General features: G+C 70.9%; 17 protein-coding genes and 2 pseudogenes. 13 read left to right on the top strand and 6 right to left on the bottom strand.

The features are described 5' to 3' along the window. Nucleotides 1-215 precede the first annotated feature (215 nt). Together ACHBTE_RS00465 and ACHBTE_RS00470 are read left to right on the top strand one after the other, a co-directional pair. Nucleotides 216-1724 (top strand): PepSY-associated TM helix domain-containing protein, encoded by a 1509-nt coding sequence (locus ACHBTE_RS00465; protein ID WP_394721201.1) that lies wholly within the window; start codon nucleotides 216-218, stop codon nucleotides 1722-1724. 203 nt (nucleotides 1725-1927) lie between these two features. Further along, a complete protein-coding gene (locus ACHBTE_RS00470) occupies nucleotides 1928-2143 on the top strand; it encodes a heavy-metal-associated domain-containing protein (RefSeq protein WP_394721202.1) in 216 nt (71 codons plus the stop codon). Nucleotides 2144-2265: 122 nt separating this feature from the next. Here the strand turns inward: ACHBTE_RS00470 and ACHBTE_RS00475 are convergent, their stop codons facing one another. Beyond that, on the bottom strand, nucleotides 2266-2979 hold the full coding sequence (locus tag ACHBTE_RS00475) for a DUF5134 domain-containing protein (RefSeq protein WP_394721203.1): 714 nt from the start codon (nucleotides 2977-2979) through the stop codon (nucleotides 2266-2268). Nucleotides 2980-3305: 326 nt separating this feature from the next. Between ACHBTE_RS00475 and ACHBTE_RS00480 the strand changes: the two genes are divergently transcribed. From ACHBTE_RS00480 to ACHBTE_RS00490, 3 genes are all read left to right on the top strand, one after another. Then, nucleotides 3306-4085, top strand: coding sequence for a hypothetical protein (locus tag ACHBTE_RS00480; protein ID WP_394721204.1), 780 nt, complete (start codon nucleotides 3306-3308; stop codon nucleotides 4083-4085). Nucleotides 4086-4235: 150 nt separating this feature from the next. Further along, nucleotides 4236-4832, top strand: coding sequence for a sigma-70 family RNA polymerase sigma factor (locus ACHBTE_RS00485; RefSeq protein ID WP_394721205.1), 597 nt, complete (start codon nucleotides 4236-4238; stop codon nucleotides 4830-4832). Between the two features lie 178 nt (nucleotides 4833-5010). Continuing rightward, on the top strand, nucleotides 5011-5751 hold the full coding sequence (locus ACHBTE_RS00490; protein ID WP_394721206.1) for a DUF1775 domain-containing protein: 741 nt from the start codon (nucleotides 5011-5013) through the stop codon (nucleotides 5749-5751). 57 nt (nucleotides 5752-5808) lie between these two features. On the opposite strand, the gene ACHBTE_RS00495 is transcribed toward ACHBTE_RS00490, so the two are convergent. Next, nucleotides 5809-6210 (bottom strand): hypothetical protein, encoded by a 402-nt coding sequence (locus tag ACHBTE_RS00495; RefSeq protein ID WP_394721207.1) that lies wholly within the window; start codon nucleotides 6208-6210, stop codon nucleotides 5809-5811. A 429-nt stretch (nucleotides 6211-6639) separates the two neighbouring features. Between ACHBTE_RS00495 and ACHBTE_RS00500 the strand changes: the two genes are divergently transcribed. From ACHBTE_RS00500 to ACHBTE_RS00510, 3 genes are all read left to right on the top strand, one after another. Beyond that, a complete protein-coding gene (locus ACHBTE_RS00500) occupies nucleotides 6640-6915 on the top strand; it encodes a hypothetical protein (protein WP_394721208.1) in 276 nt (91 codons plus the stop codon). After that, entirely contained in the window at nucleotides 6915-9284 is a 2370-nt protein-coding gene (locus ACHBTE_RS00505; protein ID WP_394721209.1) for a heavy metal translocating P-type ATPase, read from the top strand. The genes ACHBTE_RS00500 and ACHBTE_RS00505 overlap by 1 nt, the downstream gene beginning before the upstream one ends. Nucleotides 9285-9352: 68 nt before the next feature. Next, nucleotides 9353-9802, top strand: a complete 450-nt coding sequence (locus tag ACHBTE_RS00510) for a copper chaperone PCu(A)C (RefSeq protein ID WP_394721210.1) — start codon at nucleotides 9353-9355, stop codon at nucleotides 9800-9802. A gap of 80 nt (nucleotides 9803-9882) precedes the next feature. On the opposite strand, the pseudogene ACHBTE_RS00515 reads toward ACHBTE_RS00510, so the two are convergent. The 4 genes and pseudogenes from ACHBTE_RS00515 to ACHBTE_RS00530 form a co-directional block, all read right to left on the bottom strand. Next, a pseudogene (locus tag ACHBTE_RS00515) lies at nucleotides 9883-10429 on the bottom strand (DJ-1/PfpI family protein); the annotation flags it as partial. 13 nt (nucleotides 10430-10442) lie between these two features. Then, nucleotides 10443-10775, bottom strand: a complete 333-nt coding sequence (locus ACHBTE_RS00520; protein ID WP_394721211.1) for a hypothetical protein — start codon at nucleotides 10773-10775, stop codon at nucleotides 10443-10445. Between the two features lie 13 nt (nucleotides 10776-10788). Further along, a pseudogene (locus ACHBTE_RS00525) lies at nucleotides 10789-11016 on the bottom strand (iron chelate uptake ABC transporter family permease subunit); the annotation flags it as partial. Continuing rightward, a complete protein-coding gene (locus ACHBTE_RS00530; protein ID WP_394721212.1) occupies nucleotides 11013-11468 on the bottom strand; it encodes a DJ-1/PfpI family protein in 456 nt (151 codons plus the stop codon). The gene ACHBTE_RS00530 and the pseudogene ACHBTE_RS00525, both read right to left, overlap by 4 nt. Nucleotides 11469-11725: 257 nt before the next feature. Between ACHBTE_RS00530 and ACHBTE_RS00535 the strand changes: the two genes are divergently transcribed. The 5 genes from ACHBTE_RS00535 (at nucleotide 11726) to ACHBTE_RS00555 (ending at nucleotide 16245) form a co-directional block, all read left to right on the top strand. After that, nucleotides 11726-11950, top strand: a complete 225-nt coding sequence (locus tag ACHBTE_RS00535) for a hypothetical protein (RefSeq protein WP_394721213.1) — start codon at nucleotides 11726-11728, stop codon at nucleotides 11948-11950. Nucleotides 11951-12216: 266 nt separating this feature from the next. Next, nucleotides 12217-12444 (top strand): hypothetical protein, encoded by a 228-nt coding sequence (locus ACHBTE_RS00540; RefSeq protein WP_394721214.1) that lies wholly within the window; start codon nucleotides 12217-12219, stop codon nucleotides 12442-12444. 376 nt (nucleotides 12445-12820) lie between these two features. Beyond that, complete coding sequence (locus tag ACHBTE_RS00545; RefSeq protein ID WP_394721215.1) at nucleotides 12821-13582, top strand: ATP-binding cassette domain-containing protein; 762 nt, start codon at nucleotides 12821-12823, stop codon at nucleotides 13580-13582. A gap of 192 nt (nucleotides 13583-13774) precedes the next feature. Beyond that, nucleotides 13775-14530 carry an aspartyl/asparaginyl beta-hydroxylase domain-containing protein gene (locus tag ACHBTE_RS00550; protein WP_394721216.1) on the top strand — a complete coding sequence of 252 codons (756 nt, stop codon included), beginning with the start codon at nucleotides 13775-13777 and terminating at the stop codon, nucleotides 14528-14530. A 305-nt stretch (nucleotides 14531-14835) separates the two neighbouring features. Continuing rightward, nucleotides 14836-16245 (top strand): MFS transporter, encoded by a 1410-nt coding sequence (locus tag ACHBTE_RS00555; RefSeq protein ID WP_394721217.1) that lies wholly within the window; start codon nucleotides 14836-14838, stop codon nucleotides 16243-16245. The last annotated feature ends 22 nt before the right edge of the window (nucleotides 16246-16267 follow it).

The following is a 16267-nucleotide window of genomic DNA, read 5'->3' on the forward strand; positions in this document are numbered from 1 at the left end:
ACGACGCCATGGGCGGCGGTGCCGGGAGCCTGCCGTAGGGGGCTCGGAGAAATTCGGGTGCGGGCGGGAACTCCAGCGGCCGTCCATCCGACTACTTCAGGACAGCGGCTGAAAACGGGGCGGTGGAGTGACTCGCGGGTCGTCCGCCGGGCGTCGGCTGTCCTGCACGGATTCCGGTGTCTCGCGCACCGCCGACACAGCATGAGGTGAGATTGATGTCCGTCAACTCCGAAAGATCCGATCTGCCTGAACCGGATGGATCGGCCGACGAAAGCACCGAGGCCGCAGCGACGGCGACAGCGACGGCGACAGCGGGGACCACCACGGCGCCCCCGACGGCCACCGCGACCGCGACGGCCCCGTCGGCCCGGCAACCGCAGGGCTTCGGCGCGCTGTTGACGCGACTTCACTTCTACGCCGGCGTCATGGTCGCGCCGTTCCTGCTCGTCGCCGCCGTGACCGGGCTGCTCTACGCGTTCACGCCGCAGCTGGACTCGCTCGTCTACGGCAAGGAACTCACCGTCGCGCAAACCGGTGACAGCGCCCTCCCCCTTTCCGAACAAGTGGCCCGTGCCCGTGCCGAGCACCCGGAGGGCACGCTGACCGCAGTGCGTCCGGGTAGCGGCGAGAGCACCACGCAGGTGGACTTCGCACTCCCCGAACTCGGTGACAAGGCGCACACGGTCTACGTCGACCCCTACACGGGCGAGGTCACTGGCCAGCTGACCACCTGGTGGACCTCGACTCCTCTCACGACCTGGCTGGACGTCCTGCACAGCAACCTCCACCTGGGTGAGGTCGGCACCCTGTACTCGGAGCTGGCCGCGAGCTGGCTGTGGGTGCTCGTCCTCGGCGGACTGGTCCTGTGGTGGCGGCGCCGGCGCGGCACCCGGACCGCCCGGCGTCTGCTGCTTCCCGAAACGGGCGCGAAGAAGGGCGGAGTACGCCGCACGCGCAGCTGGCACGCCGCGACGGGTGTGTGGATCGCCCTCGGCATGCTGTTCCTCTCCGCGACCGGTCTGACCTGGTCCACCTACGCGGGGGAGAACTTCAGCAAGGCCCTGGACTCGCTGAAGTCCAGCACGCCCTACGTGGACACTGCCCTGACGGGCGCGGACGCCTCCGGTGCCGACTCCGGGGCCCCGAAGAGCGCCGACCCGAGCGACATCGACGGCGTCCTGAAAGCGGCTCGCGACAACGGCATCGACGGCCCGGTCTCGATCAGCGTGCCGGAGGACGGCGCCAGCGCCTGGAGCGTGTCGCAGACCCGCAACCTCTGGCCCGTCGGACGCGACACCGTCGCCGTCGACGCCGCCACCGAGAAGGTGGTCGACCGGGTGGACTTCGCCGACTGGCCCCTTCTGGCCAAGCTCACCACCTGGGGCGTCCAAGGGCACATGGGCCTGCTGTTCGGCATCGTCAACCAGATCGTGCTCGCCCTGCTGGCCATCGGCCTGATCTGCGTGATCCTCTGGGGCTACCGCATGTGGTGGCAGCGCCGTCCCACGCGCGCCGACCGCCGGACCTTCCTCGGAACTCCGCCCGCCCGCGGTGGCTGGCGCGGCATGCCGTCCTGGAGCGTCGCGGTCGGCATCGTCGTGGTCGCGCTCATCGGGTGGGTCATACCGTTGTTCGGCATCCCCCTGGCCGCCTTCCTTGCGATCGACCTCGCTGTCGGTGCCGCCCGGAGCCGCCGGACGACCGCCGGAACCTCCGGAGGCTGACCGGCGCGACGGGCACGACCGGCGCGGACAGGTGTCGTGGCTTACGCCACCCAGGTGACGCGCGCCACGGCACGGAACTGGGTCGGAGTCCGAAACGACTGACTGAACGACAGGCATGCGGACGGCACCGGATTGAACACCCAGGCCGGTGCCTGCGTACTTCGAGGCGAACGGACGCCTCACCGACACCCAGGAGTTGCTCCATGGCACGGAAGCACTACCTCGTCACCGGCATGAGTTGCGGGCACTGCGCGGCGAGCATCAAGGAGGAGGTGTCCCAGGTTCCCGGTGTGCACGAGGTGGACGTCGACGTGGCGGCGGGCTCGGTCTCCGTCGGCGGCACGGACCTGGACGACGCGCTGCTGCGTGCGGCGATCGTCGAAGCGGGGTACGAGGTGGCCGAAACGGTCGCGGCCTGACAGGTACTTCTTCTCGTCGTCGGCCGCCGGGCGGGAGCCTGACTCGGTGGCCGACACGGAAGAACGGAAGGGCGTGGACCATGGTGAGCGTCCCGCCCACGGTGAGCCGTGCCGAGGTCACGTCACACCATCAGGACGAACATCACCGCCATACCCAGCGCCATCGCGGCATGACAAGCGTGAGCCAGAGCGCCCTCGGAGCCGGTGTCCACGGAGACACTCGCTGCCACAGCGACGCTTGTGTCCACAGAGACGGTGCCGCCCTCGGCCACCCGGTCGTCCCCGCCCTCGGCCCGATCTTTGGCCTGGTCCAGAGTGCGGGTGAGCCAGATCAGACCGATGACCGCCAGGGCGGCGGCGAGGAGAGCCGCCGTCACCCTCGGCCCGGTCCCGGTCAAACTCATGGCGGCGACCCCGGAGTCCCCCGACATCTCCATTCCGTGCATGTCATGCACGCCGCCCGACTCCCCGTGGCCGGACGTCGTATGGGCGGATCCCATGGCCGCCACCATCCAGGCCATGGCCCCCATCATCACGACATGCGGCCAGGCCGCGAGTGCCGCCCCGCCCCGGGAGCGGTCGCCGGCACGGAACGGCGTCGCGGCGAGGAACCACAACCCGCCCAGCGAGAACAGCACGACCTGAGGAACGGCCGGCCACTCCATACCCCAGGGCCAGGTCATCGCGACCATGCACACACCCATCGCCGCGTGCAGGGCGTGATCCACCCGCTCGTCGAGGCCGGTTCGGGGCAGAAGAACGCGCCACACCCCGTAGAGAACGGGAAGCGCGAACGCCAGAGTCAGGATCCAGCGAAGTCCGCTTGCTGTAACCACGAGGCCACTCCAGCGCCAGGGCGCCGTACGCGCCGATGTTCAGATGCACGACGAGCCCGCCGCGGCTGATGCCTCGACCTCCGGGGCCCGGAGGCGGCCGAGTTCATGTCCCGGTGGGGGCGTCGGCCTGGGCCGCCGCTACAGGAGTCGAGCCGGCATCGTACTGAGTTCCCGGAGTGGGCTGTGACCGCGGTCACTTCACGTCGGGGCGGAGAGGGTCGGATCGGCGCGCACTTCCGGCCCGTTCACCCGTCGCGTCCCGTCCGTCCCGCCAGTGGCGTCCCCGGGTGTCTGGCTCCGGTCGGCGGATGCCAGGATGAGCCGTCATGTCTGTCAGTGGGCCTTTGCGAGTGGTGCGGGCCGCGGTGTTCGCAGCCGTCTGTGTCGTACTCGCAACTGTCGGACATGCCGTGATGTCGGGGGCCGGGCTGCCCTGGTGGATGCTGCTGTCCGGCACCGCCGCGGTCGCTGCCGTCGGCTGGGTCTTCGGCGCCCAGGAGCGCCGCCGTCGTACGGTCGCGGCGCTGACCGTCGCCATCCAGGCGTGCCTGCACGTCGGCTTCACCCTCGCACAGCCGCACTCCGGCGGTCATACGTCGGCGGCGTCCGCAGGGGGCGGCACACAGTCCGTGCGGCAATGGGTCGCCTTTCTGCTGTGCGGCCCGAATCCCACCCCCGCCCAGGCGGCGCGGGCCTACGACATCGCCGTACAGGCGGGGCTGACGCACCGTATGCACGCCGCCGCCGCTCACGGCGACACCGGCGCCGGTACGTCCGTGGGGCATGACATGGCGTCCATGCCGGGCATGCACGACATGAGCCAGATGACGGGCACCGCCTCCTGGGGCATGCTCGCCGCCCACGTACTGGCCGCCGTCCTGTGCGGGCTGTGGCTGGCCCAGGGAGAACGCGCGGCCTTCGCGCTGCTGCGCGCGTGTGCCGACCGGGCGTTCGTGCCGCTGCGACTCGTGCTCGCGGTGCTCCGTCCCCTGCCGCGTCCGGCGGCCCTCCGGCCGTATCCCCACCCTCGTCAGCGCATGCGGCAGGCGCTCCTCGTCCACTCGCTCACCACCCGCGGTCCCCCCGGGACGGTCGCTGTCCTCTGACAGCCGGACCACCGCCGCCGCGCTTCATGCGACGGCGTGTTCCCGTGCGCGCGTCCGCGCGAACGGACCTCCCCACCCGTACCGCCGCCGGGCTCCGGTCTTCTCCGGCCCGGCCTGCTGACGGGATTCGAGTAAGGGACCACGCAGACCATGACCTCTGCCCTGCCCGCCGTGACCGACGAGACGGTCACCGCATGGGCGCTCGCCGCCGCCGGCGGCGACACCGAAGCGGTCGACCGCTTCGTCCGCGCCCTCCAACGTGACGTACGCCGCTACGTGGCGTCCCTCGCCGACGACGCGACCGCGGCCGACGACCTCACCCAGGAGACGTTCCTGCGTGCGCTGAGCGCGCTGCACCGGTTCGAGGGCCGCTCCTCGGCCCGGACCTGGCTGCTGTCGATCGCCCGTCGGGCGGTCGCCGACAGCCTGCGCCGGGCGGCGTGCCGGCCGAGGACGGCCGACATGGATGACTGGCAGATCGCAGTCGAACGCACCCAACCTCTCGACCTGCCGGGCTTCGACGAGGGCATCGCCCTCATGGAGCTGGTCGATTCCCTGCCCGGCGACCGTCGCGAGGCGTTCGTCCTCACCCAGCTGCTCGGGCTGCCGTACGCGGAGGCCGCGGAGGCGAGCCGATGCCCGGTCGGCACCGTGCGCTCCCGGGTTTCGCGCGCCCGGCTGGCGCTGGCCGGGATGGTGGCGGACGAGTCCGGTTCCGTTCACCGTGCCGAGTGCGCCGTGGCCTGATGCCGGGAAGCCCCGCGTTCCGGGCGGGCGCGCGACATGGTTTCCGGTCGCGCGCCCGCCCCGGCGCCGGACCGCGGCCATATTCCGCACACGGCCCGTCCGGGACTCCGCTTCCGGTCGTTCGTGGCCGTCGTCGCACCACCGCGACACAGCGCCACCCACCATGAGGGAGTTACCGATGCCCCCATCGATCCGGGCCCGCAGGCTGCACCGTACCGGCGTCCTCGGCGCGGTCGCGCTCGCCGTGGTCGTCGCCACCGCGGGGCCGGCAGCGGCCCACGCGGAGGTCGAAGCCAAGGATGCGCGGGCGCTCGACCAGAACGTCGCGCTGACCTTCACGGCGGCGTCGGAGTCCGCCTCCGCCGGCATCAGCAAGCTGGAGGTGATCCTGCCGGAGGGCATCACCCCGCAGGACATCACCTACAAGGACGGCCCGCAGGGCTGGAAACTCACCCCCACCGGCCGCGGCTACACGGTGTCCGGGCCGAAGCTGGCCGTGGGCACGGACGCCGAGTACGTCGTGACCGTACGGCAGTTGCCCGACGCCAAGACGCTCATCTTCAAGACGCTCCAGACCTACAGCGACGGCCAGATCGACCGCTGGATCGAGGAGGAGGAAGAGAGCGACGACCACGGGCACGGGCACGGTCACCCCGCGCCGCGGCTGGAGCTGAAGGCCGCCGCACCCGGCGCGGAGTCCGTCAGCCCGACCCCCACCGAGGCGCCGACGAGCACCGCGCCCTCCAGCCCCGCCCCGGCCGAGGCGGCGGCGCAGGAGGCGTCGGCCACGCCGGCGGCGGACGCCACCCAGGACGACGACGGCATGCCCGTCGCCGTGCCGGTCGGTATCGGCGTGGCCGTCCTCGCCCTAGCCGGTGGCGTGTGGTGGTTCAGGAGCCGGCGTGGCGGAGCAGCCTGAGACGGCTCGGCCCGTACGCGGCCGGCCCCGGCGAGCAGATGCCGGCCCGGGTCCGCGTCACGCGCGGACGGCGGCCAGGATCTCCCGGCACACGTCCAGGGCCTGCCCGGTGGCCTCCGAGCAGATGCGGCAGTGCTCATGGTGTGCCGCGTGCGCGGCGCACAGGTCGTGGTTGACCTGGCAGGCGATGAGGTCCGCCTCGACCTGGGCCGTGAGCAGCGTGCGGTCAGGAGCACCCCGGGTCAACAGGCGGCGGGTGGCGGCCGTCACGTCGGCGCAGTCCATGTGGTGGGCGATCGCCGCGCGCATGTCGCCGTGCTGCTGGGCGAGCATGCCGACCGCACACGCGGTGACGGCCTCTTCGCAGTCGGAGAGCACATCGACGGCTCGGGCGAGGAGGTCGGTGCCGAGAGGTCCGCTGGTGGTGAGGCTGTCGAGGAGTTCCTTGCTCTGGATCATGGCGTCTCCCACGGGGTTGAGAGGGGGCTGTGCTCGGCCGGCGCCGGAGACCGGTTCCGCCGGGGGAGCGGGCCACGTACCCATGGCCCTGTTACGGCCGTTCAGAGGCTACGCCGCCCGGGCATGTCCTGCATCACGTGCCTATGACCTGTTACGCATCGTTCTCGGGTTGCGGCCGTGCCCGGGCACGGCCGAGAGATTCCCTCCTGCTGATTCCGAGCCGATCGGAACCGCCCCTGCGAGCTGTCCGGATCGCGTCCTTGTGGCAGGGCGACACCGGCTGGGACCGTGGGGCTGATGTGATGCACACCATAGAGTGACGCGGGAACCCGTACGCCACCTGGCCCGACTCCTGAAACGTAACGGCCGGCCCGGAACCCGTGGTGAACACTTCGTCCGGTCCGCCCGACAGGCACCAGGAGGCCGGTGATGGAAGAACCCGAGCAGTCGTCCTCGTCCCCAGGGGCAGGCGCGGTCCTGCGCAGACTCGTACCGCCACCCGCCCTGTGCGGGTTCCTCCTGCTGCTCGCCCTGGTCTTCACCGTGTCGTACGCCGTCGGTGCCCAGGCCGGGCCCGTCGCACCCGGCATGCACCGCACCGAGACCGGGACCGGCACTGGGGGCGACGGAAAGACGGGGGACGGCGGCGCCACGGACATGGACGACATGGACGGCATGAACATGGATCACGGGAGCGGCGGCTGATGGCTGCGGAAAAGACACCCGCGCCTGTGGGAGACGCTCCCGTACTGGTCACCACCGACCTGAACGTCGGCGGGATGACCTGCGCGGCCTGCGTACGGCGGGTGGAGAAGAAGCTCGGGAAGCTTGATGGCGTGACCGCGACGGTCAACCTCGCTACCGAGAGCGCCCGCGTCGTGCACCCGGCCGACGTAAGCCCGGAGCAACTGGTCACGGCGGTCGGGCAGGCCGGGTACACGGCCGCGCTGCCCGAGCCGCCGAAGCCGCGGCGCGGGGACCGCGAGACCGAGTCCCGGTCCGGGTCAGGGGCCGACTCCGAGTCAGGGCCCGAGGACGCGACCCGGCTGGACCTCGAGCGGCTGCTGATCACCGCGCTGCTGTCCGTGCCGGTGCTCGTGCTGTCGATGGTGCCCGCCTGGCAGTTCCGCAACTGGCAGTGGCTGTGCTTCGCGCTGGCCGCGCCGGTCGCCGTCTGGAGCGCGTGGCCGTTCCACATCCGGGCGTTGCGCGGGCTGCGGCACTCGACGGCGACCATGGACACCCTCGTCTCGCTGGGCGTCGTCGCCTCCTTCGGCTGGTCGGCGTACGCGCTGTTCCTCGGCGGGGCGGGCGAGCCGGGCATGACGATGCCGTTCAGCCTGCTACCCGAAGCCTCCGACGGCATGGCGCACGTCTACCTCGAAGCGGCCGTCGGCGTCCCGCTGTTCGTGCTCACCGGCCGCTATCTGGAGGCACGGGCCCGGCGTGGCACCGGAGCCGCCCTGCGGTCCCTCGCCGAGCTGTCCGCCAAGGAGGTCGCGGTACGGGACGCCGCCGGATCCGAACGGCTCGTGCCCATCGAGGAGTTGAGCGTCGGGCAGGTCTTCGTCGTCCGGCCCGGTGAGCGGGTCGCCACCGACGGGGAGGTGACGGAGGGCTCCTCCGCAGTGGACCTGTCCCTGGTCACCGGAGAGAGCGAACCGGTCGAGGTCCAGCCGGGCTCGGCCGTGACCGGCGGCGCCGTCAACGCGGGCGGGCTGCTCCTCGTACGCGCCACGGCGGTCGGCGCCGACACCCAGCTCGCGCGCATCACCAAGCTGGTGACGGAGGCGCAGGCCGGCAAGGCGAAGGCGCAGCGGCTCGCGGACTCGGTCGCGGGTGTGTTCGTGCCTGTGGTGCTGGCCCTGGCCGTGACCGTGCTGGGCTTCTGGCTCGGGGCGGGGGCCGATCCGCAGTCGGCGGTCACCGCGTGTGTGGCCGTCCTGGTCGTGGCGTGCCCCTGCGCGCTGGGCCTGGCGACGCCGACCGCGCTGATGGCCGCCACCGGACGGGGTGCCCAGCTCGGCGTCCTGGTCGCGGGTCCGCAGGCGCTGGAGGGGTTGCAGCACCTTGACATGGTGGTCCTCGACAAGACCGGCACCCTCACCTCCGGACACATGAGCGTCGCCCGGGTCACCGCGGCGGCGGGCGGACTCGGCCGGGACGAGGCGCTGCGACTGGCCGGCGCGGTGGAGCAGGGCTCGGAGCATCCGCTGGGCCGGGCGATCGTCTCGTACGCGACCCGCGCCGGGCAGGGGCAAGGGCTGCCCGACGTGACCGACTTCGCGGCGACGGCGGGCCGGGGGGTCCGCGGGCGGGTCGAGGGTCGGCTGGTGGAGGTCATCGCGCCGGACTGCGAGCTGCCCGCCGACCTGGCCGACGCGCTGCCGGTGGCGGAGGCCGCCGCGCACACGCCCGTCGTGGTCCGGGTCGACGGCGTGGCAGAGGCGCTCATCGAGATCGGGGACGTCGTCCGCCCCGGCAGCTACCGTGCCGTGGACCGGCTGCGCCGCCTCGGCGTGAAGCCGGTGCTCGCCACCGGCGACCGGGAGGCGCCCGCGCGGGCCGTCGCCTCCGCACTCGGCATCGACGACGTGCACGCCCGCTGCACCCCCGAGGACAAGGCCGACCTCGTACGCGAGTTGTGCGAGCAGGGCTACCGGGTCGCGGTCGTCGGGGACGGCGTCAACGACGCGGCTGCGCTGGCCGGAGCCGACCTCGGCATCGCCATGGGCTCCGGCACGGACGCGGCGATCGGTGCCGCCGACGTGACCCTCGTACGCGGCGACATCGAAGCCCTGGCGGACGCCGTACGGCTCGCCCGGCGCACCCTCGGCACCATCCGCGCCAACCTGCTGTGGGCCTTCGGCTACAACGTCGTGACCGTGCCGCTCGCCATGGTGGGCCTGCTCAACCCGATGGTCGCTGCCGCCGCCATGTCGGTCAGCTCGGTCCTCGTCGTCGCCAACAGCCTGCGGCTGCGCGCCTGGCGACCGTCACCGGTCCGGACGCCGTCGGCCCGGCCGGCCAGCAGTAAGACCACCGCACGCACGGCCCACGGGGGTGTCCTGTGACCGGATCTTCCCTTTGGCGGCCCACCCGCCGCCGGCTCAACGACACTCTGCTCGCCGCTCTCGCACCCGTGACCGCATGCAGTATCGCGATAGGTGCCCTGACCACCTGGGTCAGTACGGGCAACGCGGGCAGCCCGCCGGACATCTCTGTCAGCGACGGCCGCGTCTGGCTGTCGTACGGCGATACGCCGGAGACCTCGGCGTACTTCCGCCTCACCAACTCCGGTGGCTCGGACGACCGGCTGCTGAAGGTGACGACGGAAGCCGTACCCGGCACCCCCGCCCTCTACGGTCACCGCATGCTCACCGAGAACACCGCCACGGACCAGGAGCTCGACTCGATCGCCGTCCCGGCCGGAGAGACGGTCGCCATGGCCCCGGGCAGGTTCAATGTGACGCTGCGCGCGGACAAGGGATGGGAGGCAGGCCAGTACGTGGCGTTCACGCTGCACTTCGAGCACGAAGGAGCGGTCGAGGCGGTGGCGAAGGTGACCCCGCCGAGCACGGGCGGTTCCTGACGGGGCGGCGCCACGGCTGCGCGCGCCCCGAGCAGGCAGTCGGTCAGGCAGTCAGCTGTGCGGGAACAGCGCGAACAGTTGGGCGGCTCCGGTGCGTACTCGATGAGGAGCTGGAGGGCCTGTGCCACGTCGTCGCCCGCCATCAGGCCGCCGGCCAGGGTCGGAGCCATGTCGATGCCCGCCGAGACGCCTGCCGCGGTCGCGTAGTGACCGTCGACGACGACCCGCTCGTTCGTCGGCGTGACACCGAACTCGGAGAGATGCTCAAGGGCACCCCAGTGGGTCGTGGCCCGACCGCCGAGGACTCCCGCGGCGGCGAGGATCAAGGATCTCGTGCAAACGGACGCCGTCCACGCCGAGGTCCGGTCGGCGGTCCGCAGCCACTCGTGCAGGTTCCGGTCGGACATCTGCTCCGCCTGCCCCGGGCCGCCGCCGACGAGCACCATTCGGCACATCGGCGAGAGAGGCGACGACATCGACCGAGAGGCTGCCCAGGTCGTTGCGGACGAGCCCCGGACGCTCGGCGACAAAGACGACCTCGCTGTCCGGGAGACGGCCCAGGACCTCGTAGGGGCCGATGACGTCCAGTGCGGTGAAACCGGGATAGAGAACGATCGCGACCTGCATGGTGGGTACTCCCTCAGTTGCTCTGGTGGCGCAGTGGTCGATGGGTGCTGGAGGCGACCGCGATGCGGGGGCGGTCGGTGATCGGGTGGGTGCCGAGCACCGCGCGCACGCCGAACACGTCGTGCACGAGGCCGGGCGTCAGGACCTCGGCCGGCACCCCGACCGCCACGAGCCGGCCCTCCGACATGACGGCGACGCGGTCGCGGCAGGAGACCGCGTCCCGGTCGAGCATCCCCTTGCGGGGAGTGCGGCCCATGGCGACGACCTCTTCGACGGAGAACTCGGCACCGAGCACGGTGTTCTGGGTGACGATCGCGCGCCGGCGTGCGGCCTCCCGCGCGGACATGCGCGAGCGAACTGCGAACCAGCGCTTGCAGACCGACCCCGATGACGCTCAGGGCGGCGCCGGCCACCGCGGCCACCAGGACGCGCGGCAGCCGCAGCTCCCAGACGATCTGGTTCTGAAGCGGGGGGTCGCCCATGATGTGACGCAGGATCACATGCCATATGTCCTCTGCGGGGACGGTGACCGTCCCGATGGAGATCGCGGCGGTGACGGCCGCCACGAGCGCCACGGTGAGCGTCACGTACAGGGGAACCTGCTCGCGAGGTACTCACAGGCATCCCGGTGAGTCGTCGCCCGGCGGTCGTCGAGCAGGCCGGCCTCGGCCAGGAGATACGCCCCGGTGCACACCGACATCAGGCGTCTCACGTGAGGAGCACGCTCGCGCAGCCAGGTCACGAGTCGGCTGTCGACTTCTCTCACACCCGGCCCGCCAGGTACGAGAAGCAGGTCGGGATCCTCGACGTCCACCAGATCAAGATCAGGAACCAGCTGCAGACCGCCGGCGGATCGTACGCTCTCGCCTCCGAGTGAAGCCGTACGAATGACGTAGGGAGGCGTGCTCGCGCTTCCGGCGAAGGAGAACACGTCCACCGGACCCGCCACGTCGAGGGGCTGTACACCGTCGAACAGGATGACGAGTACCGATTGGGTTCTCACCTCGGCGATACCGGCGCCACGGGAATGGCTGATCACGCTGCCGAGGTTACCGCCGCGGTGGGCGTTCCTGTGTGGCCTGCGCCCGTGACCACCGGGAGGCCGTACCGCCCCTTGCAGCAGTCGGGTTGATGGGCCATCAAGTTCCCGACAAGCGCAGTGAGATGACACATTCTCGTCCTGCGACTGGTGTTCGGGCGGAGTGGGTATCACCAGGATGGCCTCGGGATGTGTCTCGGGTCCGGTTCCGGGCGGTCGCCGTGGTGGGCGCCCCGAGAGCGAAAGGGTGGGAACCAATGAGTGACATCGATGGGCTGACCGGCCTCGAACCGGTGGCGACGTTCTGCGGCAACTGCAACTGCGGATGCCCTGAGTTGTTCGTCGACCCGGCTGCCCCGGCCGACCGCCGTGTCGTCCTCACGGACGACTTCGGGCAGCGGGTGCAGATGAGCGCCGACCAGTTCACGAACCTGATCGAAGACGCGAAGTCCGGGAAGCTCGACGGAGTGGCGATGGCCTGAGCGCTCACGCCGTCACAGCGCGCCCCTTCCCGCCCGGTCCTTGACGGCCGTCCAACCGGCGGTTTCCGTGCCCGTTTCCGGCGGAGGGACCCCTCCGGAGCCCGCCGCGGGGTCGGCGGTCGGGCTGCCACGAACCAAGCGGGAGAGGGGGGCGTCACATGGCCGGAACATCCGGAGTCGTCACACCCGGGGCCGAAAGCGCGACTCACTCGCCCTGGCCCTGGGAGACAGCGGAGACACGACGAGCCGGCGGCGTCTGGAAAGTCATGACCGACCGTGTCCGCACCGGCGGGTCGTGGCCCCTGACCGCCGCCACCCTCCTCGTACTCGCGGGCGGCTACGGCTGGTTGGGCTCCTTCGTCGCCGGCAGGTACGGCGCCCTGGTCGGCTCGGCCTGCGGGCTGGCGCTGAGCGGGCTGCTGTACGCCCTGGTCGAGATGGCGATATCCGGCCCGCGTGCCATGCGCCGTCACCGGCGCCGTGCCCGGTGTTGACCGACGGTCGGCACGGATCACCGGTGGCGGACGCTGTGCTGTGTACTGAGGGGCGATAGTTGCGCGGGGGTGGCCAGGGCGCGTGCCGGCTGCCGAGCGTACGAACCATCCGGGACGGGCGCCCGCCGTGACTGCCGTCGTGCGAACCATTGGTAAGGCGATGCCGTGCCGTGCGCGGTGCCGCAGGCCGTCGTGAACTTTCCCTCACCGCCGTTGCGGCGCCCCTTGACCACCCGTGCCTCCATGAACGGCCTGTGGGCCGACCGAGGCCCGGGGATGCGGCCGAGGCGACGGCCGGGTTTCGCCCGCGTGCGCAGCCGTCGCGGACTGTGGCCGTCGCGGGAACTCATCGGCCGCACCGCACGACTCTTTGGGTGTGAGACGGACCCGAGTGCTCGAACCGGTTTCCCCGCGGCCCATCGACGACCGTGACGACGTCATCGCCGCGCTCGATGTGAGGATGCATGGGGTGATGCTCCGGACTTGGCACCCGGGCGCGGTGGACGGTGTCGATCTGCGGATGAACGCGAGTGAACGCGTCGCGCTGACCGGCTTGCCCGCAGGTGTGCGCACCGGTCTGCTGCGCGCGGTGGCGGGTCTTGCCCCGGATGCGCGCGGGGAAGTCCGGGTCGGTGGGCGGGGTGTCCGGACAGCCGCCGAGCGGGCCTGGCGCAGCCGCGCCGTGGCCTGGATGCCGGGAGGTACGGCCGTACCGTGCCCCACGGTCGAGGCCGGTGCCCTCCTGGCCCGCGCTCTCGGCCCGGCGCTGGCTGTCCGGGCCGCCGAGAGAGCGGGCATCGTTCCCATCCTGAAGTGTCCCGTCGGCACGCTGACGAGAGGGCGGCTACGGCGGCTCTTCCTTGCCCGTGCACTCGGGCAGGTGCTGGCGGGTGCGGGGGTTCTGCTGGCCGACGAACCCACTCTCGGACTGGACGCGCGGGAGCGCGCGGAGACGGCCGGACTGCTGCTCGGATTGCCGGTCACGCTGTTGGTGGCGACCGACGACCCTTTGCTGGTCTCCGCGTGCGATCGGTCGGTCGACGTTGCTTCGCTGACGGCCGGACCCCATCCGGCGCGCAGGCGGGCCCAACTGACTGAAAGTGACGGGAACTCGCTGCCCTCGCGGTCCGACTACTAGTTCGGCAGGTGAGTGCATCACCCCTCCGGAGCCGCAGCCGGAGCCGGACAGGGACACGGGACCCAGACGCTGGAGGCTTACGCCGATGACACCGCGGACGTTCACGACACAGGAGAAGCGGCGTCCGGTGAGGGGGCCCGGGTCGCGTGACGGGAGGCCCGGCTTCCTCTCTCCGCTCTCCCGGAGGCTCATATGACACCCGAGATGGACAACGCGTTCGACGCCATCCGCGCGGAGTACGGGACGGATTCGATCGCGCGCGTGGAGGAGATGCTGGCCCTGGGCGGAGGTGGTGATCGGCACCCCTCGCAGAAGGGGGCCAAATGGATCCTTCCGGGAATCTCGCCCGTGCCCTGGCACGATCCCCACGGCCATTCCGAAATCGCGCCGTTCGTGAAAGAGCTGGAGGCGAATCACCCGGCGATCAAGGATGAGCTCGCGGTGGCGTGGGCCGATCGCCGGGAAGCCTTCTCCGACTACGAGCACTATTTGACGCGGCAGCAGAACTGGCAGGCCCTCTATCTCTATCGCGGTGGACGTCTGGTTCCGGATTCGGCTGCCGCTGTGCCCACCGCCCACCGGGTGCTGAGGGAGTTCGCCGTCGAGACGGGAAAAATCTGTCCGCTGCTCGAATGCCACTTCTCCACCCTGCTGCCCGGCGCAGCCATCGCGCCGCACTGCGATCTGTGGAATTTCAGCATCAACCTGCACCTCGCGGTCGACATCCCGGACGGGTGCAGCATCACGGTCGCAGGTGAGACCCGCAGCTGGGACGAGGGTCACTGCCTGCTCTTCGACTACTCGTTCGAGCATAAGGCGCGCAACGACGGAGTCCGCCCGCGCACTTGTCTGCTCGTGGACCTGTGGCATCCTGAAACCACTCAGCCCGAAAGGCGCGCCCTGGTTGCGTTGATCACAGAGGTCCGCCGTCTCATGGGGGAGGCGTGACGCAGAAAACAAAGCACGAGTAATTCCGTCCGTCCCTATTTCAACTGACCCGGCAGTCGGCGACTGTCGGGCCTCAGTGCTGCCTTCTTCTATTTCCCTTCCGGATGACTGACCGCTCAATTCAGCCGTTCCCAAGGCGCGTTGACGGTGCTATGGTGACTGAAAAAGATCGAACGCCTGATCTGTCCATCGCGTATGTGGGTGAGTATTTCCCGCACTTGGCGCGTGTGGTCGGCGCAGTGTTCGTCTATATCGAGTCGACCGAATTTGAATTATCCGTTCCGTTTCCCGAGGCAGAGGGGTGGATGCAGTTGTCCGTGACCGAACCGGCCCGGGTATCGCATCGTCAACGGCTCGGGATACCGCTGCTCGTGCTGGCGCTTGCGCAGCTGGTCATCGCCCTCGACTACAACATCGTTTATGTGGCGCTGCCCGACATAGGCGAGCAACTGGGCTTCTCCGACCACGATCTGCAGTGGGTTGTCAGCGCGTACGTCGTGAGCACCGGCGGCTTCCTGCTGCTGGGCGGGCGGGCCGCCGACCTGCTGGGCCGACGCCGTATGTTCGTCACCGCCGCGCTGCTGTACGCCGGTTCGTCTCTCGTGGGCGGGTTCGCCCAGGAGCCCTCGGTGCTCATCGCCGTCCGGGCCGTGCAGGGCGTCGGCGGGTCCCTGCTGTTCCCCGCCACGCTGGCTCTGATCAACACCCTGTACGAGGAAGGCCCGGTCAGGAACCGGGCGTTGGCGCTGTGGGGTGCGGCCGGGGCTGGGGGACTGTGCTTCGGCTCGCTGCTCGGTGGAGTGCTGGTGGACGCGTTCGGCTGGACGTCGGTGTTCTTCGTCAACGTCCCGGTGGCCGGCGCCATCGCCCTGGCCGGGTACCGGCTGTTCCCCGCCGACGGCGACCGCGACCGCTCACGGCGCTTCGACGTCGCGGGTGCGCTGACCGCTACGGGCGGACTGACGCTGCTGGTCTTCCTGTTGGTGCACGCCCCCGCCGTGGGCTGGCTCAGCTCGGGTGCCCTCGCGAGCGCGGGTGCGTCAGTCGTCCTGCTGGTCCTGTTCGCCGTGGTGGAGAGGCGGTCGCGCGATCCGCTGGTGCCCGAGCGGCTGCTGAGGCACGGAGGTCTGCTCGCGGCGATGGGCGTGACGGCCCTGTACAGCGCGGCGTTCAGCTCGCTGCCGTACTTCCTCACCCTCTACTTCCAGCGGGTGCACGGCTACAGTGCGCTCGCGACCGGGTTCGCCTTCCTCGTCCCCGCCGTGGTGGTTGCGCTCGGCACGCAGGCGGGGGAGCGGTCCGTGTCCGTCCTCGGCGTGCGCCGCATGCTGGCGGGGGGCCTGGGACTCGGAGCCGTAGGAGCGGTGGCGCTTGTGCTCGCGCTCGGTGCCGACCGAGGCTATCCGGCACTGTTGCCGGGCATCGTGCTGATCGGCATCGGGCAGGGAGCCGCCTGGACCGGCATGTGGATCGCCGCCTCCTCGGGAGTGGCGGCGGGTGACCAGGGTGTGGCCTCCGGGGTGGCGTCCACGACCCTTCAGGTCGGCGGGGCGGTGGGACTGGCCGTACTGGTCGCCGTGGCCGGCGGGATAGGCCAGCAGTCCGACGCCGACGCGCTCCTCGACGGCATCCGCACGGCGGTCCTGGTCATGTCCGCCGCACTGGCCTGCGGCGCGCTCGCCACTCTGGCCGTGCGCAGGAGTCCCGCCAGATGACGACGCGCCGGACGAGTACGCC

The organism is Streptomyces sp. M41 (genome assembly GCF_043673425.1).
Classification (GTDB): Bacteria; Actinomycetota; Actinomycetes; order Streptomycetales; family Streptomycetaceae; genus Streptomyces.

Excerpts from the sequence above, each read along its gene's own strand:
- ACHBTE_RS00465 (WP_394721201.1), top strand. The coding sequence starts at position 216 with ATGTCCGTCAACTCCGAAAGATCCGATCTGCCTGAACCGGATGGATCG.
- ACHBTE_RS00485 (WP_394721205.1), top strand. The coding sequence starts at position 4,236 with ATGACCTCTGCCCTGCCCGCCGTGACCGACGAGACGGTCACCGCATGG.
- ACHBTE_RS00520 (WP_394721211.1), bottom strand. The coding sequence starts at position 10,775 with ATGTCCGCGCGGGAGGCCGCACGCCGGCGCGCGATCGTCACCCAGAAC.
- ACHBTE_RS00490 (WP_394721206.1), top strand. The coding sequence starts at position 5,011 with ATGCCCCCATCGATCCGGGCCCGCAGGCTGCACCGTACCGGCGTCCTC.
- ACHBTE_RS00500 (WP_394721208.1), top strand. The coding sequence starts at position 6,640 with ATGGAAGAACCCGAGCAGTCGTCCTCGTCCCCAGGGGCAGGCGCGGTC.
- ACHBTE_RS00555 (WP_394721217.1), top strand. The coding sequence starts at position 14,836 with ATGCAGTTGTCCGTGACCGAACCGGCCCGGGTATCGCATCGTCAACGG.
- ACHBTE_RS00505 (WP_394721209.1), top strand. The coding sequence starts at position 6,915 with ATGGCTGCGGAAAAGACACCCGCGCCTGTGGGAGACGCTCCCGTACTG.
- ACHBTE_RS00470 (WP_394721202.1), top strand. The coding sequence starts at position 1,928 with ATGGCACGGAAGCACTACCTCGTCACCGGCATGAGTTGCGGGCACTGC.
- ACHBTE_RS00480 (WP_394721204.1), top strand. The coding sequence starts at position 3,306 with ATGTCTGTCAGTGGGCCTTTGCGAGTGGTGCGGGCCGCGGTGTTCGCA.
- ACHBTE_RS00540 (WP_394721214.1), top strand. The coding sequence starts at position 12,217 with ATGACCGACCGTGTCCGCACCGGCGGGTCGTGGCCCCTGACCGCCGCC.
- ACHBTE_RS00495 (WP_394721207.1), bottom strand. The coding sequence starts at position 6,210 with ATGATCCAGAGCAAGGAACTCCTCGACAGCCTCACCACCAGCGGACCT.
- ACHBTE_RS00535 (WP_394721213.1), top strand. The coding sequence starts at position 11,726 with ATGAGTGACATCGATGGGCTGACCGGCCTCGAACCGGTGGCGACGTTC.
- ACHBTE_RS00550 (WP_394721216.1), top strand. The coding sequence starts at position 13,775 with ATGACACCCGAGATGGACAACGCGTTCGACGCCATCCGCGCGGAGTAC.